General features: G+C 62.8%; 20 protein-coding genes. 14 read left to right on the top strand and 6 right to left on the bottom strand.

What is annotated here, in order from left to right:
- The first annotated feature begins 8 nt into the window (after positions 1 to 8).
- The 14 genes from ELQ88_RS10490 (at position 9) to ELQ88_RS10425 (ending at position 13,723) form a co-directional block, all read left to right on the top strand.
- On the top strand, positions 9 to 209 hold the full coding sequence (locus ELQ88_RS10490; RefSeq protein ID WP_138969492.1) for a cbb3-type cytochrome c oxidase subunit 3: 201 nt from the start codon (positions 9 to 11) through the stop codon (positions 207 to 209).
- Positions 206 to 1,159: a cytochrome-c oxidase, cbb3-type subunit III gene (gene ccoP / locus ELQ88_RS10485; RefSeq protein WP_138964935.1), complete on the top strand. Its 954-nt coding sequence runs from the start codon at positions 206 to 208 to the stop codon at positions 1,157 to 1,159. The genes ELQ88_RS10490 and ccoP (ELQ88_RS10485) overlap by 4 nt, the downstream gene beginning before the upstream one ends.
- Positions 1,160 to 1,641: 482 nt before the next feature.
- The gene (ccoN, locus tag ELQ88_RS10480) at positions 1,642 to 3,084 is read left to right on the top strand and encodes a cytochrome-c oxidase, cbb3-type subunit I (RefSeq protein WP_128871787.1); all 1,443 of its coding nucleotides are present in this window, start codon (positions 1,642 to 1,644) and stop codon (positions 3,082 to 3,084) included.
- Positions 3,084 to 3,692: a cytochrome-c oxidase, cbb3-type subunit II gene (ccoO, locus tag ELQ88_RS10475; protein WP_010456412.1), complete on the top strand. Its 609-nt coding sequence runs from the start codon at positions 3,084 to 3,086 to the stop codon at positions 3,690 to 3,692. The genes ccoN and ccoO overlap by 1 nt, the downstream gene beginning before the upstream one ends.
- Before the next feature lie 5 nt (positions 3,693 to 3,697).
- Positions 3,698 to 3,883, top strand: coding sequence for a CcoQ/FixQ family Cbb3-type cytochrome c oxidase assembly chaperone (locus ELQ88_RS10470; protein WP_003175465.1), 186 nt, complete (start codon positions 3,698 to 3,700; stop codon positions 3,881 to 3,883).
- Positions 3,880 to 4,863 carry a cytochrome-c oxidase, cbb3-type subunit III gene (gene ccoP / locus ELQ88_RS10465; protein WP_128871786.1) on the top strand — a complete coding sequence of 328 codons (984 nt, stop codon included), beginning with the start codon at positions 3,880 to 3,882 and terminating at the stop codon, positions 4,861 to 4,863. The genes ELQ88_RS10470 and ccoP (ELQ88_RS10465) overlap by 4 nt, the downstream gene beginning before the upstream one ends.
- A gap of 316 nt (positions 4,864 to 5,179) precedes the next feature.
- Positions 5,180 to 6,595, top strand: a complete 1,416-nt coding sequence (gene ccoG / locus ELQ88_RS10460; RefSeq protein ID WP_128871785.1) for a cytochrome c oxidase accessory protein CcoG — start codon at positions 5,180 to 5,182, stop codon at positions 6,593 to 6,595.
- Between the two features lie 11 nt (positions 6,596 to 6,606).
- Entirely contained in the window at positions 6,607 to 7,146 is a 540-nt protein-coding gene (locus ELQ88_RS10455) for a FixH family protein (RefSeq protein ID WP_128871784.1), read from the top strand.
- Between the two features lie 125 nt (positions 7,147 to 7,271).
- Positions 7,272 to 9,725 (top strand): heavy metal translocating P-type ATPase, encoded by a 2,454-nt coding sequence (locus ELQ88_RS10450; RefSeq protein ID WP_138964933.1) that lies wholly within the window; start codon positions 7,272 to 7,274, stop codon positions 9,723 to 9,725.
- 23 nt (positions 9,726 to 9,748) lie between these two features.
- Positions 9,749 to 9,967, top strand: a complete 219-nt coding sequence (ccoS, locus tag ELQ88_RS10445; protein ID WP_128869391.1) for a cbb3-type cytochrome oxidase assembly protein CcoS — start codon at positions 9,749 to 9,751, stop codon at positions 9,965 to 9,967.
- Positions 9,960 to 10,643, top strand: a complete 684-nt coding sequence (locus ELQ88_RS10440) for a sulfite exporter TauE/SafE family protein (RefSeq protein WP_138964931.1) — start codon at positions 9,960 to 9,962, stop codon at positions 10,641 to 10,643. The genes ccoS and ELQ88_RS10440 overlap by 8 nt, the downstream gene beginning before the upstream one ends.
- Positions 10,644 to 10,860: 217 nt before the next feature.
- The gene (gene hemN, locus ELQ88_RS10435; protein ID WP_138969491.1) at positions 10,861 to 12,243 is read left to right on the top strand and encodes an oxygen-independent coproporphyrinogen III oxidase; all 1,383 of its coding nucleotides are present in this window, start codon (positions 10,861 to 10,863) and stop codon (positions 12,241 to 12,243) included.
- 117 nt (positions 12,244 to 12,360) lie between these two features.
- Positions 12,361 to 13,095, top strand: coding sequence for a fumarate/nitrate reduction transcriptional regulator Fnr (fnr, locus tag ELQ88_RS10430; protein ID WP_138964929.1), 735 nt, complete (start codon positions 12,361 to 12,363; stop codon positions 13,093 to 13,095).
- Between the two features lie 79 nt (positions 13,096 to 13,174).
- On the top strand, positions 13,175 to 13,723 hold the full coding sequence (locus tag ELQ88_RS10425) for an adenine phosphoribosyltransferase (protein WP_128869389.1): 549 nt from the start codon (positions 13,175 to 13,177) through the stop codon (positions 13,721 to 13,723).
- A 177-nt stretch (positions 13,724 to 13,900) separates the two neighbouring features.
- On the opposite strand, the gene recR is transcribed toward ELQ88_RS10425, so the two are convergent.
- From recR to ELQ88_RS10395, 6 genes are all read right to left on the bottom strand, one after another.
- The gene (recR, locus tag ELQ88_RS10420) at positions 13,901 to 14,503 is read right to left on the bottom strand and encodes a recombination mediator RecR (protein ID WP_128869915.1); all 603 of its coding nucleotides are present in this window, start codon (positions 14,501 to 14,503) and stop codon (positions 13,901 to 13,903) included.
- Between the two features lie 88 nt (positions 14,504 to 14,591).
- Positions 14,592 to 15,629 (bottom strand): NADP-dependent oxidoreductase, encoded by a 1,038-nt coding sequence (locus tag ELQ88_RS10415; protein WP_138964927.1) that lies wholly within the window; start codon positions 15,627 to 15,629, stop codon positions 14,592 to 14,594.
- Between the two features lie 162 nt (positions 15,630 to 15,791).
- On the bottom strand, positions 15,792 to 17,081 hold the full coding sequence (locus tag ELQ88_RS10410; protein ID WP_138964925.1) for an FAD-dependent monooxygenase: 1,290 nt from the start codon (positions 17,079 to 17,081) through the stop codon (positions 15,792 to 15,794).
- Positions 17,078 to 17,755 carry a S8 family serine peptidase gene (locus tag ELQ88_RS10405; protein WP_128869912.1) on the bottom strand — a complete coding sequence of 226 codons (678 nt, stop codon included), beginning with the start codon at positions 17,753 to 17,755 and terminating at the stop codon, positions 17,078 to 17,080. The genes ELQ88_RS10410 and ELQ88_RS10405 overlap by 4 nt, the downstream gene beginning before the upstream one ends.
- Positions 17,745 to 19,463: an ABC transporter ATP-binding protein gene (locus tag ELQ88_RS10400; protein WP_138964923.1), complete on the bottom strand. Its 1,719-nt coding sequence runs from the start codon at positions 19,461 to 19,463 to the stop codon at positions 17,745 to 17,747. Before ELQ88_RS10400 ends, ELQ88_RS10405 begins: the two co-directional genes overlap by 11 nt.
- Complete coding sequence (locus ELQ88_RS10395) at positions 19,463 to 21,367, bottom strand: sigma-54-dependent Fis family transcriptional regulator (RefSeq protein ID WP_138964921.1); 1,905 nt, start codon at positions 21,365 to 21,367, stop codon at positions 19,463 to 19,465. Before ELQ88_RS10395 ends, ELQ88_RS10400 begins: the two co-directional genes overlap by 1 nt.
- Positions 21,368 to 21,593: the final 226 nt, after the last annotated feature.

The raw sequence follows: 21,593 nt of genomic DNA, 5'->3' as shown, positions 1-21,593 counted from the left end.
CCTTTGAAATCGTAAGTGTAATGAGCAGTGGAATGATCCGCGGCCTGGGCACGGTCGTGGTGTTCGTGGCCTTCGTCGGCCTGACGCTGTGGGTGTTCAACCGCAAGCGCAATCCGGCGTTCGCCGAAGCGCGTTTGCTGCCGTTCGCCGACGAGCCGCCATCCGACAGCACTCAAGAATCAGCGACAACAAGGAGTACCCGGCCATGACCACCTTCTGGAGTACGTGGATCTGCGTACTGACCATCGGCAGCCTGATCGGCCTGACCTGGCTGCTGATCGGCACCCGCAAGGGCGAAACCAAGGGCAGCGTCGACCAGACCATGGGCCACAGCTTCGACGGCATCGAGGAGTACGACAACCCGCTGCCGCAGTGGTGGTTCATGCTGTTCGCCGGCACGCTGGTGTTTGCCGTGGGCTATCTGGTGCTGTACCCGGGCCTGGGCAACTTCAAAGGCATCCTGCCGGGTTACGAGGACGGTTGGACCGGCGTCCACGAGTGGGAAAAGGAGATGAACAAGGCCGATGCCAAGTTCGGGCCGATCTTCGCCAAATTCGCGGCGATGCCCGTGGAAGAAGTGGCCAAAGACCCGCTAGCGTTGAAAATGGGCGGTCGCCTGTTTGCCTCCAATTGCGCGGTCTGCCACGGCTCGGATGCCAAGGGCGCTTTCGGCTTCCCGAACCTGGCGGACACCCGCTGGCGCTGGGGCGGCAACGCCGACACCATCAAGACCACAATCATGGGTGGTCGCGTGGCCGCAATGCCGGCCTGGGGTGAAATCCTTGGTGATGCCGGCGTGAAGAACGTCGCGGCTTATGTGCGACATGACTTGGCCGGCCTGCCGTTGCCTGCCGACACAGGTGCCGACCTGCACGCCGGACAGCAAGCGTTCAGCACCATGTGCGTAGCCTGTCATGGGGCAAACGGCCAGGGCACTGAAGCCATGGGCGCGCCGAATCTGACGCAACCGGCCGGCTTTATCTACGGTACAAGCCTGGCGCAGCTGCAACAGACCATTCGCCATGGCCGCCAGGGCCATATGCCGGCGCAGAACGAACTGCTCGGCAACGACAAGGTGCAACTGCTGGCCGCTTATGTTTACAGCTTGTCTCATGGATTGACCACCGAGCGTTTGCAGGCTGAAGGCAAACACGAATAAATCTCGACCGCTCTGCTGCCGCATTCTCCCGGATGCGGCAGTTCCCTGCCCCTTTGCGACCAAGTGTCGCACCCCTCCGTTGGTCCTCCTTTCGGTTCCCCGGATTCGGGTCTAAGCTTCCCCGATGCGGACTGGCATGAGCCGGTTCCAGGTCGACCCTACCCGATGTGTTCGACGAATCTGCTCGATGACAAGCCGCAAAGGCTGGTAGATACCGGCTGTCGTGCCAATTGCCATCTGTTACCCGATCGTTGTGTTTGAACACACCCCGTTACATCCGACCTGACCCCCTCACCATTTTCGTCTGCTGCGACATTTTGCCCTTGGGCAATTTTGACCTTACGCGGCGCATGGAAAGGCCGCAGAATCAGCTTTTGAAAGCATTGACCCAGGTCATGGCGCGTTGCAATGACCCCCCGCTTTCTCCATACTTGCGGCCGATTTTTACTCCTAATAAAACACCCAAACCGTGGAACCTTAGAATGAGCACAGCAATCAGTCCGACTGCTTATAACTATAAGGTAGTCCGCCAGTTCGCCATCATGACGGTGGTCTGGGGGATCCTTGGCATGGGGCTTGGTGTCTTCATCGCCTCACAGCTTGTATGGCCGGAATTGAACTTCGGTCTGCCGTGGACGACTTTTGGACGCTTACGCCCGTTGCACACCAACCTGGTGATTTTCGCCTTCGGTGGTTGTGCACTGTTTGCCACTTCTTATTACGTCGTGCAGCGAACCTGCCAAACGCGACTGATTTCCGACAGCCTCGCCGCCTTCACCTTCTGGGGTTGGCAAGCGGTGATCGTCGGCGCGATCGTTACCTTGCCGCTGGGTTACACCACCACCAAGGAATACGCGGAACTGGAATGGCCCCTGGCTATTCTGCTGGCCATCGTCTGGGTTACTTACGGTCTGGTGTTCTTCGGCACCATCACCAAGCGCAACACCAAGCATATCTACGTGGGCAACTGGTTCTACGGTGCCTTCATCGTTGTGACGGCGATGCTGCACATCGTCAACCACGCGTCCCTGCCGGTCAGCTTCTTCAAGTCCTACTCGGCTTACGCCGGTGCGACTGACGCGATGATCCAGTGGTGGTATGGCCACAACGCGGTCGGGTTCTTCCTGACCACCGGCTTCCTGGGGATGATGTACTACTTCGTACCGAAGCAGGCCGAGCGTCCGATCTACTCCTATCGCCTGTCGATCGTGCACTTCTGGGCGCTGATCACCCTGTACATCTGGGCCGGTCCGCACCACCTGCACTACACCGCGCTGCCGGACTGGGCTCAGTCCCTGGGCATGGCGATGTCGATCATCCTGCTGGCACCAAGCTGGGGCGGCATGATCAACGGCATGATGACCCTGTCGGGCGCCTGGCATAAGCTGCGCACCGACCCGATCCTGCGCTTTCTGGTGGTGTCGCTGGCGTTCTACGGCATGTCGACCTTCGAAGGCCCGATGATGGCCATCAAGACCGTCAACTCGCTGTCGCACTACACCGACTGGACCATCGGCCACGTACACGCCGGTGCTCTTGGTTGGGTAGCGATGATCTCGATCGGTGCCATCTACCACATGATTCCGAAACTGTTCGGTCGCCCGCAGATGCACAGCATCGGCCTGATCAACACGCACTTCTGGCTCGCGACCATCGGTACCGTGCTGTACATCGCTTCGATGTGGGTCAACGGTATCACCCAGGGCCTGATGTGGCGTGCAATCAACGACGACGGCACCCTCACCTACTCGTTCGTCGAAGCGCTGCAAGCCAGCCACCCCGGTTTCATCGTTCGCGCCCTGGGCGGTGCGTTCTTTGCCAGCGGCATGCTGTTCATGGCCTACAACGTATGGCGTACCGTACGTGCCTCGAACCCGGTTGAAGCCAAAGCTGCTGAACAGATTGCTGTAGTTGGAGCTCACTGATGAAGCATGAAGCAGTCGAGAAGAACATTGGCCTGCTGGCCTTCTTCATGGTTATCGCCGTCAGCGTCGGCGGCCTGACCCAGATCGTTCCGCTGTTTTTCCAGGACGTCACCAACAAGCCGGTCGAAGGCATGAAGCCTCGTACCGCGCTTGAACTGGAAGGCCGCGACATCTACATCGCCAACGGTTGTGTCGGCTGCCACTCGCAGATGATCCGCCCGTTCCGTGCTGAAACCGAACGTTACGGCCACTACTCGGTCGCCGGTGAAAGCGTCTGGGACCACCCGTTCCTGTGGGGTTCCAAGCGTACCGGTCCGGACCTGGCCCGTGTCGGCGGTCGTTACTCCGATGACTGGCAGCGTGCGCATTTGTACAACCCGCGCAACGTGGTGCCTGAATCGAAAATGCCGGCCTACCCGTTCCTCGTGGAAAACAAGCTCGACGGCAAAGACACCGCCAAGAAAATGGAAGTGTTGCGCACGCTCGGCGTCCCTTACACCGACGAAGACATCGCCGGCGCCAAGGATGCTGTGAAGGGCAAAACCGAAATGGACGCGCTGGTGGCCTATCTGCAAGGCCTGGGCACCATCATCAAAAGCAAACGGTGATTTAGATGGATATCGGGATGATTCGTGGCCTGGGCACCGTTGTTGTGATGGTGGCCTTCATCGGTCTGGCGTTATGGGTGTTCAGTCCCAAGCGCAAGTCGGAGTTTGAAGACGCGACCTTGCTGCCTTTCGCGGATGATCCCGAAGCCATCAAGCACGTCGAGCAAGCTTCTAGGAGTAACAAAGAATGACTACGTTCTGGAGTCTGTATGTCACAGTCCTCAGTCTCGGCACCATCTTCGCCCTGACCTGGCTGCTGCTGTCTACCCGCAAGGGCCAGCGCAGCGAAGCCACCGAGGAAACGGTTGGCCACTCCTTCGACGGGATCGAGGAGTACGACAACCCGCTGCCAAAATGGTGGTTCATGCTGTTCGTGGGCACCATCATCTTCGCCCTGGGCTATCTGGTGCTGTACCCGGGCCTGGGCAACTGGAAAGGCCTGCTGCCGGGTTACAACTACCTCGATAACGACAAGCAGACCGCGTTCGCCAACGGCCAGACCGGCTGGACCGGCGTTCACGAGTGGGAAAAGGAAATGGCCAAGTCGGACGCCAGGTTCGGCCCGATCTTCGCCAAGTTCTCGTCCATGCCCATCGAAGAAGTGGCCAAGGATCCGCAAGCCCTGAAGATGGGTGGCCGCCTGTTCGCCTCCAACTGCTCGGTCTGCCACGGTTCCGACGCCAAAGGCGCCTATGGCTTCCCTAACCTGACCGACGCCGACTGGCGCTGGGGCGGCGAAGCGGAAACCATCAAGACCACCATCATGGGCGGTCGTCACGCGGTGATGCCGGCCTGGTCCGAAGTGATCGGCGAGCAAGGCGTGGCTGACGTTGCCGCATTCGTGCTGACCAACCTCGATGGCCGCAAGCTGCCGGAAGGCGCCAAGGCCGACCCGGTTGCCGGGCAGAAACTGTTCGCGGCCAACTGCGTGGCCTGCCACGGTCCGGCAGGCAAAGGAACGCCAGCCATGGGCGCCCCTGACCTGACCCACCCGGGTGCGTTCATCTACGGCTCGAGCTTCGCTCAGCTGCAGCAGACCATCCGTTACGGCCGTCAGGGCCAGATGCCTGCGCAGGAACAGCTGCAAGGCAACGACAAGGTCCACTTGCTGGCCGCTTACGTCTACAGCCTGTCTCACGGCGAGAAGGCTCCGGCGGAAGACGCCCAGTAAGGCTTGATGCAATAAAAAACGGCCCCGCCAGTGAGAATTGGCGGGGCCGTTTTTTTTGCGGCCCGGCGGGTATCCGCTGTGCGCTTAAGCTTAAAAGCGAGGTCATCGGCGAGCAGCTGGGTTCGGCTATAGTCAATTGACCTGCATCATGTTTTGTTACATCTGCTACACCATTCATGATTTTTCCCCAACGCGACCAAAGGTCGCACCCTTGAGGCAGAGCGACAGGCGTATCATTGCGCCACTGCTACACCCTTTTTGACCGCGGTCGGCATGTACTGACCGGGGCATTTTTCCACTGCCGTGGGATGCAATGATGAGCAACCAGATTCCGGTACACGACGTTACCCCGCCTGCCAAAAACACCAACAACAGCGTCGACCTCTACGCCTCACGGGAAAAGATCTACACCCGCGCCTTCACCGGCCTGTTCCGCAACCTGCGGATGATGGGGGGTGCCGGGCTGTTCCTGCTGTATTTCGGTACGGTCTGGCTGAACTGGGGTGGCCACCAGGCCGTCTGGTGGAACCTGCCGGAGCGCAAGTTCTTCATTTTTGGCGCGACCTTCTGGCCCCAGGACTTCATCCTGCTTTCAGGGATTCTGATCGTCAGCGCCTTCGGCCTGTTCTTCATCACCGTGTACGCCGGGCGGGTCTGGTGTGGCTATACCTGCCCGCAGAGTGTCTGGACCTGGATTTTCATGTGGTGCGAAAAGGTCACCGAAGGCGACCGCAACCAGCGCATCAAGCTGGACAAGGCGCCGATGAGCGCCAACAAGTTCCTGCGCAAGTTCAGCAAACACGCGATGTGGCTGTTGATCGGCTTCGTCACCGGCATGACCTTCGTCGGCTACTTCTCGCCGATCCGCGAACTGACCATCGACTTTTTCACCGGCGCAGCCGATGGCTGGTCCTACTTCTGGGTCGGTTTCTTCACCCTCGCCACCTATGGCAACGCCGGCTGGTTGCGTGAACAGGTGTGCATCTACATGTGCCCGTACGCACGCTTCCAGAGCGTGATGTTCGACAAGGACACCCTGATCGTGTCCTACGACCCGCGCCGTGGCGAATCCCGCGGCCCGCGCAAGAAAGGCGTCGACTACAAGGCCATGGGCCTGGGTGATTGCATCGACTGCACCATGTGCGTCCAGGTCTGCCCGACGGGGATCGACATCCGCGACGGCCTGCAGGTGGAATGCATCGGCTGTGCCGCCTGCATCGATGCCTGCGACAGCATCATGGACAAGATGGACTACCCGCGCGGCCTGATCAGCTACACCACCGAGCACAACCTGTCCGGGCAAAAAACCAATAAACTGCGGCCCCGCCTGATCGGCTATGCCACGGTGCTGCTGGCGATGATCGCCTTGCTGGTGACCGCGTTCTTCATGCGATCGCTGGTCGGCTTCGATGTCAGCAAGGACCGCGTGCTGTACCGCGAAAACGCCGAAGGCCGGATCGAGAACGTCTACAGCCTGAAGATCATGAACAAGGACCAGCGCGACCACACCTACCTGCTGGAAGCCACTGGTTTGCCGGACCTCAAGCTGCAAGGCAAGCGCGAGATCAAGGTCGCCGCCGGGGAGATTTTCAGCCAGCCGGTCGAGTTGTCCAGCGCACCGGAACAACTGCCGTCGAGTACCAACGAGGTGAAGTTCATCCTCAAGGACGCCGATGACGCCAGCATCCACGTTGAAGCCAAGAGCCGATTCATCGGCCCACAAATTCGTTGAGAGAAGTGACCATGCCCGCAGCAACTGCCACAAGTCCCTGGTACAAGCACCTTTGGCCGTGGATCATCATCGCCATCCTGGCCTGCTCGGTCACCCTGACCCTGTCCATGGTGACGATCGCGGTGAACAACCCGGACAACCTGGTCAACGATAACTACTACGAGGCCGGCAAGGGCATCAACCGTTCGCTGGACCGTGAGCTGTTGGCCCAGACCCTGCTGTTGCGCGCCAGCGTTCACCTGGATGGCGTGACCGGTGAAGTCGATGTGCGCCTGAACGGCAACAGCGCACCGGCCACCCTGGAGTTGAACCTGATCTCGCCGACGCAGCCGGAGAAGGATCGCAAGATCACCCTCGCCCGCAGCGAAACCGAACAGGGCCGCTACATCGGCCAGGTGAGCGACAAGGTCGACGGCCGTCGCTTCGTGGAGTTGCTGGGCGTGCAGGATGGGAAGACCTGGCGCATGTTCGAGGAAGAACAGGTCAGTCATGACAAGGACCTGCTGCTGGGTGATGAGCCGCTGCAGGGCGCCGAAGACCTGAAAAAATAAAATCGCGCTTCGCGCTTCGCTGGCAAGCCAGCTCCTACAGGATCACGCGAACCTTTGTAGGAGCTGGCTTGCCAGCGAAGAGGCCCTATCCGACGATAGAGATCTGCGGTACTAGTGATAATTCCATGACCACCACGCCACTCCCCTGCTACCACTGCGCCCTGCCCGTCCCGGCCGGCAGCCGCTTCACCGCTGCCGTCCTCGGTGAAACCCGCGAGTTCTGCTGCCCGGGCTGCCAGGCCGTGGCCGAGGCGATTGTCGCCGGGGGCCTTGAAAGCTATTACCAGCATCGCAGCGAAGCCTCGGCCAACCCCGAAGCCTTGCCCGTACAACTGGTGGACGAGCTGGCGTTGTACGACCGTGCCGACGTGCAACAACCCTTCGTTCGCCACGAAGGCGACCTCGCCGAAACCACGTTGTTGATGGAAGGCATCAGCTGCGCCGCCTGCGGCTGGCTGATCGAGAAACACCTGCGTGGCTTGCCGGCGGTGGCCGAAGCGCGCCTCAACCTGTCCAACCATCGCCTGCACGTGCGCTGGGCCGACGCGCAATTGCCCCTGAGCCGGGTGCTGCACGAATTGCGCCACATCGGTTACGTCGCACACCCCTATCAAGCCGACCGCGCCAGCGAACAACTGGCCAGTGAAAACCGCCTGGCCCTGCGCCAGCTCGGGGTCGCCGGGCTGCTGTGGTTCCAGGCGATGATGGCGACCATGGCCACCTGGCCGGAATTCAATATCGACCTCAGCCCCGAGCTGCACACCATCCTGCGCTGGGTCGCGCTGTTCCTCACCACGCCGATCGTGTTCTACAGCTGTGCGCCCTTCTTCAAGGGCGCCATGCGCGACCTGCGCACCCGGCACCTGACCATGGACGTTTCGGTGTCGCTGGCGATCGGCAGCGCCTACATCGCCGGGATCTGGACCTCGATCACCGGGGTCGGCGAACTGTACTTCGATGCCGTCGGCATGTTTGCGCTGTTCCTGCTGGCCGGGCGCTACCTGGAACGTCGCGCCCGGGAGCGAACCGCCGCCGCCACCGCGCAGCTGGTCAATCTATTGCCCGCCTCTTGCCTGCGCCTGAGTGCCGACGGCCAGAGCGAACGGATCCTGCTCAGCGAACTGCGCGTGGGCGATCATGTGCTGGTGCATCCCGGTGCGATCCTCCCGGCCGATGGCAAGATCCTCGACGGCCAGTCGAGCATCGACGAATCCCTGCTCACCGGCGAATACCTGCCGCAGTCTCGGCTGCCGGGCGATGCAGTCACCGCTGGCACCTTGAACGTCGAGGGCGCGTTGACCGTGCAAGTGCTGGCGCTCGGCCAGGACACCCGATTGTCCGCCATCGTCCGCCTGCTGGAGCGTGCCCAGGCCGAAAAGCCGCGACTGGCGGAAATTGCCGACCGCGCCGCGCAGTGGTTCCTGCTGCTGTCGCTGATTGCCGCCGCCGTCATCGGCCTGGTCTGGTGGCAACTGGATGCGTCACGGGCGTTCTGGATCGTGCTGGCGATGCTGGTTGCGACCTGCCCGTGCGCCTTGTCCCTGGCTACGCCGACCGCCCTCACCGCCGCCACCGGAACCCTGCACAAACTGGGGTTGTTGTTGACTCGCGGTCATGTGTTGGAGGGCCTGAACCAGATCGACACGGTGATTTTCGACAAGACCGGCACCCTCACCGAAGGCCGCCTGGCGCTGCGCTCGATCCGCCCGCTCGGCGCGCTCGACAGCGATCAATGCCTGAGTCTCGCCGCCGCCCTGGAAAATCGCTCCGAACACCCGATCGCCCGGGCATTCGGCCGGGCGCCGCTGGCCGCTGAAGAGGTCCACAGCACGCCGGGCCTGGGCCTCGAAGGATTGGTCGGCGAGCAACGCCTGCGCATCGGCCAGCCGGGGTTTGTCTGCGAACTCAGTGGTGCCGGCGCGCCATCGATGCCCGATGAACCCGGTCAATGGCTGCTGCTCGGCGACAGCCTGGGGCCCCTGGCGTGGTTCGTCCTCGACGATCGTCTGCGCAGCGACGCCCCCGCCCTGCTCGCCGCGTGCAAGGCCCGCGGCTGGCGCACGCTGCTGTTGTCCGGCGACAGCTCGCCGATGGTGGCCAGCGTGGCCGCTGAACTGGGCATCGACGAAGCCCGGGGCGGCATGCGTCCGGACGATAAATTGCAGGTCTTGCAACAATTGCACAAGGAAGGTCGCAAGGTGTTGATGCTCGGTGACGGGGTCAACGACGTGCCGGTGCTGGCCGCCGCCGACATCAGCGTGGCGATGGGTTCGGCGACGGACCTGGCCAAGACCAGTGCCGATGCGGTGTTGCTGTCCAACCGGCTCGACGCACTGGTGCAAGCCTTCAGCCTGGCCCGGCGCACCCGCCGGGTCATCATCGAGAACCTGCTGTGGGCGGGGCTGTACAATGGCCTCATGTTACCCTTCGCCGCCCTCGGCTGGATCACCCCGGTATGGGCCGCGGTGGGCATGTCCATCAGTTCGTTGACCGTGGTGCTGAACGCCCTGCGCCTGACTCGCCTGCCGAGCGCGCCTGCCGCCGGCGCCACGCCACAAACCCGCCCGCTGCCGGCCTGAGCCGCGCGGGCATGGAGTGACCCATGCCAGCTCTCTACGTGATGATCCCGGCCGCGCTGCTGATTGTGGCCATCGCAATCTACATTTTCTTCTGGGCAGTCGACAGCGGTCAGTACGACGACCTGGACGGCCCGGCCCATAGCATCCTGTTCGACGATCAGGACCCGAATCACCAGGCGGCGGTCGACGAGGCCAGCGGCCATCCGGCCAAACCGGACGACCAGGCGCCTCCGCATGCTTGAGTTGGCGCCACTGCTGGTGTCTGCCGTCATTCTCGGCCTGCTTGGTGGCGGTCATTGCCTGGGGATGTGCGGCGGCTTGATGGGCGCGCTGACCCTGGCGATTCCCCAGGAGCAGCGCAGCCGGCGCTTTCGGTTGCTGCTGGCCTATAACCTGGGACGAATTCTCAGCTATGCCGCGGCCGGCCTGCTGATCGGACTGGCCGGGTGGGCGGTGGCCAACAGCCCGGCCGCGATGTTCATGCGCGTCATCGCCGGGTTATTGCTGATCGCCATGGGCCTGTACCTGGCCGGTTGGTGGAGCGGCCTGACCCGCATCGAAAGCCTCGGTCGCGGCCTGTGGCGGCACATCCAGCCGGTTGCCACCAAACTGCTGCCGGTGTCGAGCCTGCCCCGCGCGTTGCTGCTGGGGGCGCTCTGGGGCTGGCTGCCGTGCGGTCTGGTCTACAGCACGCTGCTGTGGTCGGCGAGCCAGGGCAATGCGCTGGACAGTGCATTGCTGATGCTCGCGTTCGGCCTGGGCACCTGGCCGGTGCTGCTGGCCACGGGGCTGGCGGCCGAGCGGGTCACGGCGCTGCTGCGCAAGCGCAGCGTGCGCATGACGGGGGGGTTGCTGGTGATGCTGTTTGGCATCTGGACCTTGCCGGGGCCGCATCAGCATTGGCTGATGGGGCATTAGATCGGCGGCGCGCCCATCGCGAGCAAGCTCGCTCCTACAGGATTTTGCATTGCCTCAATTCTGTGTTCCAAACCAAGGTCCTTTGGGAGCGGGCTTGCCCGCGATGGGGCCCTCACTGCCAACACACCGACGACCTTTGATGCAAATCAAGATGCCCCTGCGCCCCGCCCCCTAGACTCGCCAACACAGCCAGCCTATCCGGGGGAATGCCCGCATGATGCTCGACGCCATTCGTTGGGACACCGATCTGATCCGCCGTTATGACCTGGCGGGACCGCGCTACACCTCGTATCCGACCGCCCTGCAGTTCGACGGGCATGTCGGCAGCTTCGACCTGTTCCATGCCCTGCGTGACAGCCGCAAGGCCCAGCGACCGTTGTCGCTTTACGTGCATGTGCCCTTCTGCGCGAACGTTTGCTACTACTGCGCCTGCAACAAAGTCATCACCAAGGACCGCGGACGGGCCTTGCCCTACTTGCAGCGTCTGGAACAGGAAATCCAGCTGATCGGCTGCCACCTCGACCCGGCGCAGACAGTCGAGCAGTTGCATTTCGGTGGCGGCACACCGACGTTCCTCAGCCACGACGAACTGCGCCAGTTGATGGCCCGCTTACGCAAAAGCTTCAACCTGCTGGACGATGATTCCGGCGACTATGGCATCGAGATCGACCCTCGCGAAGCCGATTGGTCGACCATGGGCCTGCTCCGTGAACTGGGCTTCAATCGGGTCAGCATCGGCCTGCAAGACCTCGATCCGGCGGTGCAACGGGCGGTGAATCGCCTGCAAAGCCTGGAAGAGACCCGCGCGGTGATCGACGCCGCCCGCACCCTGCAATTTCGCTCGATCAACATTGACCTGATCTACGGCTTGCCGAAACAGACGCCCGACAGATTCGCGCACACGGTCGACGAAGTCATCGCGCTGCAACCCGACCGGCTGTCGGTGTTCAACTATGCGCACCTGCCGGAACGCTTCATGCCCCAGCGGCGCATCAACAGCGACGAACTGCCGACGCCGGCGCAGAAACTGGAGATGCTCCAGGGCACCATCCAACAACTGACCGCGGCCGGTTACCGCTACATCGGCATGGATCACTTCGCGCTGCCCGACGACGAACTGGCGATAGCCCAGGAAGAATCGACCCTGCAACGCAACTTCCAGGGCTACACCACCCACGGTCACTGCGACCTGATCGGCCTGGGCGTTTCGGCCATCAGCCAGATCGGCGACCTGTACTGCCAGAACAGCAGCGACCTGACTCAGTATCAGAACGCGCTGGCCTCCTCGCAACCGGCCACCAGTCGGGGCTTGCTGTGCAACGCCGACGATCGCCTGCGTCGCGCCGTCATCCAACAATTGATTTGCCACTTCAACCTGGAGTTTGCCCAGATCGAACACGCCTTCAACATCGATTTTCGCGGCTATTTCGCCGAACTTTGGCCGCAACTGCAGAGCATGGCCGCCGACGGCCTGATCGAACTCGATAATGTAAAAATCAGCATACTGCCCGCAGGACGGTTGCTGGTGCGTTCTGTGTGCATGGTGTTCGACGCCTACTTGGGCGAGCAAAATCGCCAGCGTTTTTCACGAGTGATCTAGGGGGCATTGAGAACGCCCCCGAGACCCTGCGGCAAAATCGCCAGGCGCTGGCCTGAATGTCCTCCCGTGAGTTACCCTTACGGCTTATGTGTGTTTTTTCCCACAAGGATTGAAGAAATGTCCGAGCCAGTAAAACTGCGCGCTCATAGCCAGGCCCATTGCAAGGATTGCAGCCTGGCCCCCCTCTGCCTGCCACTTTCTCTGAATCTGGAAGACATGGATGTGCTGGACGAAATCGTCAAACGTGGCCGCCCGCTGAAAAAAGGCGAGTTCCTGTTCCGTCAGGGCGACACGTTCGATTCCGTTTATGCAGTTCGCGCTGGCGCGTTGAAGACCTTCAGCCTGAGCGATGGCGGTGAAGAGCAGCTCACCGGTTTCCATTTGCCGAGTGAGCTGGTCGGCTTGTCGGGCATGGACACCGAAAAACACCCGGTCTCGGCGCAAGCCCTGGAAACCACCTCGGTCTGTGAAATTCCTTTCGAGCGCCTCGACGAGCTGGCGCTGCAACTGCCCCAACTGCGCCGCCAGTTGATGCGCGTCATGAGCCGCGAGATTCGCGACGATCAGCAAATGATGTTGCTGTTGTCGAAGAAAACCGCCGATGAGCGTATTGCGACGTTCCTGGTCAACCTCTCGGCCCGCTTTCGCGCCCGGGGTTTCTCCGCCAACCAGTTCCGCCTGAGCATGTCGCGCAACGAGATCGGCAATTATCTGGGGCTGGCGGTGGAAACCGTGTCCCGGGTGTTCACGCGCTTCCAGCAAAACGAACTGATCGCCGCCGAAGGCAAGGAAATTCATATCCTCGACCCGATCCAGCTGTGCGCCCTGGCCGGCGGCTCGCTCGAAGGCTGACGGCAACCCTTGCGGCTGAGCGAAAGGGCTCAGCCGCCGTTATACTGCACCGTTTGCAGCCTGCCAGGATTCTTCGACCATGGCCTTCGACGCCTTCGACATCAAATCCCTGATCCGTCCCGTGATCGACTTCCCCAAGCCGGGCGTGATCTTTCGCGACATCACCCCGTTGTTCCAGTCGCCCAAGGCCCTGCGCCTGGTGATGGACAGCTTCGCTCACCGTTATGTAGAAGCCGACTTCACCCATATCGGGGCGATGGACGCCCGGGGTTTTCTGATCGGTTCGGTACTGGCCTATCAGTTGAACAAGCCGCTGGTGTTGTTCCGCAAGCAAGGCAAGCTGCCGGCCGACGTGCTGGCCGAGGGGTATGCGACCGAGTACGGCGAAGCCTTCCTCGAAGTCCACGCCGACAGCCTGTGTGAAGGCGATTCGGTGGTGATGTTCGATGACTTGATAGCCACCGGCGGCACGCTGATTGCGGCGGCGAACCTGATTCGGCGCATGGGTGCGCGGGTGCATGAGGCGGCGGCGATTATTGATTTGCCGGAGCTGGGTGGGGCGCAGCGGTTGGAAGATATGGGGATTCCGACGTTTTGCCTGACGCAGTTTGCGTTGAGCGATAAGTAACGCGTTGCCTTCGCGGACGCCTTCGCTGGCAAGCCAGCTCCTACAGGGATCAAAGGTGTTCACAGATTTTGCGTACACCAATGGCCCCTGTGGGAGGGTGTTCACAGATTTTGCGTACACCAATGGCCCCTGTAGGAGCTGGCTTGCCAGCGAAGGCGTCAGCCCAGACACCACAGATTACAAAGCGATCGGCTTGCGCCCCGCAAACGAATGCGCCAACGTCCCGCCATCGACCAGTTCCAGCTCGCCCCCCAACGGCACGCCATGGGCGATGCGCGAGGCGATCAGGCCTTTATTGCTCAGCAACTGGGCGATGTAGTGCGCCGTGGCTTCACCTTCCACCGTCGGGTTGGTGGCGAGGATGACCTCAGTGAACGTGCCCGCCTCTTCAATCCGCGCCAGCAGTTGCGGAATGCCGATGGCGTCCGGGCCCAAGCCGTCGAGCGGCGACAGGTGGCCCTTGAGCACGAAGTAGCGCCCACGAAAGCCCGCCTGCTCCACCGCATAGACATCCATCGGCCCTTCCACCACGCAGAGCAAGGTGTCGTCGCGACGGGTATCGGCGCATTGCGGGCACAGATCGTCTTCGGTCAGCGTGCGGCACAGCCGGCAGTGGCCCACGCCATCCATGGCCTGGTTCAGCGCCAGGGCCAGGCGCGAGCCACCGCTGCGATCACGCTCGAGCAGCTGCAACGCCATGCGTTGGGCAGTTTTCTGACCGACACCGGGCAAAATCCGCAGGGCATCGATCAGTTGGCGAATCAGAGGGCTGAAGCTCATGGGGAAAAGTCCGACAAAACAACGAGACGCGGTTTATACCCGCGCCTCCCCTTGAGCGTCAAATAGCAGCGTCAAATGGCAGGGCCAATTACTCGGCCTGCGCGACCCGAACCACCAGTTTGCCGAAGTTGCGTCCTTCCAGCAGGCCGATGAACGCCTCGGGCGCATTTTCCAGGCCATCGACCACATCCTCGCGGAACTTCACCTTGCCATCGCGCACCCACGGCGCCATGGCGCTGATGAACTCCGGCTGACGGTCGCCGTAGTCGTCGAACACGATGAAGCCCTGGATCCGCACCCGCTTGGTCAGCACGGTGCGCTGCAGTTGCGGCAATTGATCCGGCCCGGTCGGTGCCTCGTGAGCGTTGTACGAAGCGATCAGGCCACAGAGCGGAATCCGCGCCTTGGGGTTGAGCAGCGGCAACACCGCATCGAACACCTTGCCGCCGACGTTCTCGTAATAGATGTCGATGCCGTCAGGGCAAGCCTGAGCCAACTCATCGGCGAAGCGGGCGCTCTTGTGATCGATGCAGGCATCGAAGCCCAGTTCTTCGACCACGTAACGGCACTTTTTCTCACCACCGGCCACGCCGACCACCCGCAGGCCTATGAGCTTCGCCACCTGGCCGACCACCGACCCCACCGCACCGGACGCGGCCGCGACCACCAGGGTTTCGCCGGCCTTGGGCTGGCCGATGTCCATCAGCCCCATGTAGGCGGTCATGCCCGGCATACCGAGGACGCCCAGCGCCATCGACGGGCTCGGCAGCCCGGACGGCACCGGAATGATGTTGCGACCGTCGCTGAGGCTGTGGCTCTGCCAGCCGGTGGCGCCGACCACCAGGTCACCTTCGTGGAATTTCGGATTCAGCGAGCGCTCGACCCGGCTAACCGCCCCACCGGTCATCACTTCGCCGATTTCAACGGGTGCGGCGTAGGACGGCGCGTCACTCATGCGTCCGCGCATGTAGGGGTCCAGCGACAGATAAAGGGTCTTGAGCAGCACCTGACCGTCGGCCAGCTCCGGCAGCGCTTGCCTTTCCAGGCGGAAATTCTCCGGCGTCGGCGCGCCTGTCGGACGGGATGCCAGGACGATACGTTGGTTGAGGGTCAATGCTTCGGGCATGTGAGCGTCTCCTTGTATGAAGAATTCGGTGGTATAGGGAGCAGACCGTGGTGACGGTGGCGCGTTCGATGTTTGTGCCGTATACGGAGTGTTCATCGTTGATCGTTTATCGTGGACAGGCAATCCGCGACATGGCGATTCCAGTGCACATGCAAGGCTCGGTCAGGGTTTGAAGCCCTGGGCCAGCAACCAACTGCGAACCACCCGCCCCTGTTCCACCGTCAACCCCGCCAACGCCTGCTCCGCCGGTTCGGTACGCAACCGCCGCACCAACGGCGCCAACTCGATCCCTTGCACATGCCAGATACCCAATGGCTGATCGGCCGTGATCACCACCTCGACCTCGTCGACAAAGCCCTCCCTGAGCACCGGCGCGCGCTCGACTCTCAGCGCTTGAAAATCCGCCTCGGCATGCGCGACCACGGCATCCGGCCACTGTCGCCGCGCCTGCCAGAACGGTTGCCCGGACCAACGCTGCTCATCGGCATAAAAATCGCGGCCGATCCGTGCAAATCGCCAAAACAACTGCTCCACCCGCTGCTGATGAAAGCGCTGGGCCAGCGCCGCTCGCTCGGGTTTACGCAACAATGTGTTGATCACCGTCGGGGCCTGCAGCGCCGAAGACAGCGACTGGAAAATCCCGTTGCCCGACAACGGATCCACCGCCATTGCCGCATCGCCGACCCGAATCCAGTGAGCGCCACAGACCTGTGGACTGAGAATGGCCGTGCTGCTGCGGGCATGCAGCTGCAGATCGTCCTCAGGCCCGGCCGCAAAAACCCCCCGGGCCAATGCCGAACCCTGGCGCCGCAGACGACAGTAGTCGAGCAATTGCGCCTTGCCGGGCAATTCGGCGCTGGCCACGTCGACCGTCCATTGCCAGTAGCACTGACCGTCCGCCCGCCGCGCCATCCAGGCCCAGCCATCCTCAAGACTTTCCACGGCGCTGGCGGTGGTGCCCGGCGTGCCTTGCCAGCGATTGAGCAGGCTGACCGTCTCCGGCCCGCGCAGGCCTTTGCCCAGCGCTGGCGCCTGACGCCCTCGCGCCTCCACCAGAAAGTCCGCGATCAGTGCCGGACGCCCTTCGAGCTCGATCCGATGTCCCGCCGCCGACGAGTGAACCGTCAACACCCGCGCTTCGATCAACTCGACGCCCGCCAGGCGCAGGTCCTCGCGCAGGCCCCGATCAAAGCGCGGGCGATCCACCAGGTATTCGATGTTTTGCGCATGCTGCTGGCCGTTCCACGCCACCTGCCGCTGGGAAGGCAACGTCGCATCCGCCAGCGCCTGGTTCAGCCCCGCGCCACGCAACGCCTCGAGCACCCGCACGGAAACGCCTTCCAGCGCGGCAAAGCGCCGCCACTCACTGACCAGTGTTACCGGATAACCGAGCCGCCGCAGCCCCAGCGCGACCGCCGCACCTGCTGGCCCGGCGCCAAGAATCAAAATCATCGCCCGAAGCGCCGTTCAGGGCCGCGATAACGGGCATGTTCTTGCAACCATTCGATGACCTGTGGGTTGCTCGCTTCGGGATGCGCCACCAGAAAACCGGCAATATGCCCGCTCAAGGCCGCACACCCCAGGCTGGCACCGGACTGCCCCGGATACGTCCCATGCACACAGGCCGCAAAATCCGCCTGGGCGCTGTTGAGCCACGACCATTCCTGTTCGGCGCACCGCGCATCGCCGGTGACCCGCAGCACCTGTGGATAATTCGCCGGGAACACACCTTCGCCCTGGGCCGGACTGGATGCACACAGCAGAATGCCCCGCGCCACTGCCGCGGCGCAGGCTTCGCGCAACAGGCTGCGATCCTGACGCAGGCCCAGGCTCAGGTTGATCAGGCGCACGTCCTGCGCCACCAGCCAGTCGATGGCCGTGGCGATCTGCAAGGCGCTGGTGACACCCCGTTGGTCGAACACCTGGCCCACGCAAAATACCGCCGCCGGCGCCCGGCGACCGATGGCTTCGATCACGGCGCTGCCGTGGCCGAGCGGATCATCGCGCAGATCGCTTTGCGCCAATCCGTCCTCCAGCAACGAAAAGCGTCGCCCGGCGACCACCTGCACCCGCTGCGCCGCCGAGTGCCCACTGTCCACCACGCCAATGCGCAATTCAGGCTTCATGCGGCACCGTTTTCGAGGTCAGCACGCCGTCGAGCAATTCAAAGCGCAGATCGGCATCGGCCAGGGTCGAGGGGCGATGGCTGATCAGGATGCGCGTACGTCCGGCAAACAACCGGTCGATAGCCTCGATCACTTCGCGCTCGGTGGCTTCGTCCACCGCCGAGGTGGCCTCGTCCAGCACCAGGATCAGTGGGTCCTGCAACAACGCCCGGGCGATGGCGATGCGTTGTTTTTGCCCGCCGGACAATTGTTGGCCGCGCTCGCCCAATGGACTGTCGAGGCCTTCGGGCAATGACGCGATCAGGCTGTCGAGCTGCGCCAGCCGCGCCACTTCGGCGATCGCTTCGCGGCTGGCATCCGGTACGGCGTAGGCCAGGTTGTCGGCGAGGCTGCCACGGAACAGCACGATGTCCTGACTGACCACGGCAATTCGCCGCCGCAACTGGAACAGGTCCAGCTCCCGCAAGTCGACCTCGCCCAGCAATACTCGACCGGACTGCGGATCGTGATGCCGTTGCAGCAGGTCGATCAGGGTTGACTTACCGACCCCGGAGCCACCGCTCAGGGCGACTTTCAAGCCATAGGGGATACGCGCCTCGATGCCGCGCAAGGTTGTCGGGCGACCCGGGTGGCTGAAGTGCACGTCGTCGAAACGCAGCTCGCCGGAGCTCGGCATCGGCCGCGGCATAACCGGTGTGAGTACGGTCGGCTCTTCGCCGCGCAGCTCCATGACCCGCCCCAGGCTGACGGTCATCCGTTGAATCGCGACATACAGGCCCAGCAGGCTCTGAACAGGCCCCACTGCCATGCCCAGGTAGGTGGAAAACGCGATCAGCGCACCCAGTTGCCAAGTCCCCTGCACCACCCAGTAGCCGCCAATCAAAAACGCACAGGCCCGCGACAACGAAGTCAGGGTGCCCGGCACCGCCTGAGTGAAAAATTCGGTCACTTGCAGGCGCAGCAACTGGCTCATGTAGCCCTGCCCCAAGGTTTCCAGGCGTCGCGCCTCACGCTGCTGCTGGCCGGCGGCCTGGATGAATTTCATCACCGGCAAGGTCTCGACCATGAACGATGACATGTCCGCCGAGCGCTCGCGCAACTGCCGCACATCGCGTTCGACCTTGCGCCGCATCCAGCGCAGCCAGAGCACGTCGAGGGGGATCAGCACCAGTGCCAGCAACGAGAGTTTCCAGGACAAGGTCACCAGCATCGCCACCGCGACCACCAGGCCGATCACGCTCGACACCGCCGAAAACAGCGAGTCCACGGCAAAACGCTGGATCTCCGCGACGTCGCCATCGAGGCGCGACATCAGGTCACCGATGCGCCGCTGGCCGTAGAAGTTCGGCGACAGGGTTTGCAAATGCCGATAAAGGTCGTCGCGCAGGGCAAACAGAATCCGCCCGGACAGCCGTGTGTGCAGGTAACGATTGATGCCCGACAGCAGCGTGCCGAGCAACCCGGCCACGATCATCAGCCCGGCGATCAGCACCAGCATGGAAAAGTCGCGCGCCAACAGGCCGTCGTCGATCAGCAGCTTGGTCAGCCAGGGTTGCACCAGCACCAGCGCCGAGGCACAGGCCGACAAGCCGAGCAGCCCGGCAATCGCCAGCCGATGGGGCCGCACAAAGCTGTAGAGCCAGCGCAGCGCCGCTTGCAGGGCTGCGGGATTCTGGCTGTGGATCAGCCGAACGAGCAAGCGCTGCATCACGAGCGCAACTGTTTGAGCTTGCGATACAGGGTCGCGCGGCTGATGCCCAGGGCGTCGGCGGCAGCCGAGACGTTACCCTGATGAGTGTCCAGGGATTGGCGAATCAGCTCCAGTTCGTTTTCGCGAATGCTCCCCGACTGGGGGCGCTCGGTGGCGCTCAACTCGTCGAGCATGCTGTCGGGCAAGTGATCGAGGGTGAGCACTGTATCGCCCGGTTCACGCATGGCCAGCGCGGTGCGCAGGACCATCTCCAGCTGGCGGATATTGCCCGGCCAGTGATAGCCGCCGAGCAAGCGGTTCAGGTCGTCATGCAGGAGCATCGTCGGCGCGTCGAGCCTGGCCAGCAAGCGCGCGACCAGAGCGCTGAAATCGTCGCGTTCGCGCAGGGCCGGGAGCATCACGCTGATGCCGTTGACCCGGTAGAACAGGTCTTCGCGAAAGTGCTTTTCTTCCACCAGGCGCTTGAGGTCGCGGTGGGTGGCGCAGATCAGTGCGACGTCGATGTCTTGTTCTTCGCCAGCCCCCAGCGGGGCGACTTTGCGATCCTGCAGCACGCGCAACAGACGTGCTTGCAACGCCAGGGGCATGTCGCCGATTTCGTCGAGGAACAAGGTGCCGCCGTGGGCCTGTTGCAGACGTCCGATCATGCCGCCACGCCGGGAGCCGGTAAACGCGCCTTCACGATAGCCGAACAGTTCCGACTCGATCAGGCCTTCGGGGATCGCCGCGCAGTTCACCGCCACGAAGGATTTATCGCAGCGGGAGCCGGCCATGTGCAAGGCACGGGCAATGACTTCCTTGCCGGTACCGGTTTCGCCCAGCAGCAACACCGGCAATTCATTGGCCAGGCCTTGGCGGGCCATGCGCAAGGCCCGGGCATAACGGACGTTGCTGCCGGCCAGGGATTCGAGGTCCGGTTGCGGTTTGGCAGTCTTGGCGGTGGTGCGCGGTGGTGTACTGACGTTGATCGAGCGCTGCGGCGCACGCAAGGTCTTGTAGAAGAATTCGCCTTTGGCGGTCTGCAGACTGCCGACTCCGCCCTGTTGCAGGCGCGAGAGCAGTTGCAGGCCGTCGACCCCGAGAAACTCTTCGCAGCGGCGGCCGACCAGCGCCGAACGTTCGGCATGCAGCAACTGGCAGGCCTGGGCACTGACCGCGAGGATTTGCCCGCCGAGGCTCACCGCCAGCAGGCCTTGCCAAGGGGATTCGAGGTATTGCCGCCGGCTGTGGAACGCCAGGACGATTTCGTCCGGATAGCTGGCGTTGAACACCCGGCTTTCGATCTGGCTGACGGCCATGGCCAGCAGCGCGGTGCTGTCATGGACCCGGCCCAGCGGGCCTTCGCGGGTCAGGTCGAGCACGCCGAGGATGTCGCCCCGGGGGCAATGGATCGGCACCGAGGTGCAGGAGAAATCACTCAGGCGATCGAGGTAATGTTCGCCGCAATCGATCAACGTCGGCCGGGCTTCCACCAGCGCGGTGCCCAGGGCATTGGTGCCGCGAACGGCTTCGCTCCAGCAGGCGCCGAGGGTGATGTCTTGCAGGCCGCTGCCCTTGAGGCGATCGGCGCGTCCTTCGACGGCCAGGATGGTGGCGTCGGAATTGGCGAGGATGATCAGCCCTTCCTTGCCCTGGCGTTCGGCCAGGTAATCGATCGCCGGCAATGCCGCATCGATCAGCAGGCGGTTGCTTGCCAACAGGACGTCGAGACTCGCGCTCGATTCCAGCGCCAGTTCGTGCTTGGCATTGAAATGCACGCCATGGCTGAGGCTGCGTCGCCACGAGGCATCGATTTCCGCCCGCAACACGCCATCCGGGACTTCGCCCTCGAGATGGAGTTTTTCCCGGGCCAGCCGGGCTTCGCGGTGCGGCTTGGGTGGAGTTGTTTTTATCAGCGTCATCAAGCGCTCCGGATCGGTCCGCTTTGCGCTTATTCAAGTTCAGCGCCCTGGCGCAATCTTTACGTTAACGTCAGGGCGATGGCAAGTGCCTTATGGCGCTTGTGTTCAATCAGATCGACCGCGTTATCGTTCATCGCGAGCAAGCTCCCACAGGTTCGGCGTTGCTCACAAATCTACGGTGCAACCCCGCCACTTGTGGGAGCTGGCTTGTCGGATCGCCGCACCG

Source organism: Pseudomonas sp. MPC6, assembly GCF_006094435.1.
Taxonomy (GTDB): domain Bacteria; phylum Pseudomonadota; class Gammaproteobacteria; order Pseudomonadales; family Pseudomonadaceae; genus Aquipseudomonas.
Note: the sequence above shows the minus strand (reverse complement) of the source record. Positions and strands in the feature narration are given on the sequence as shown.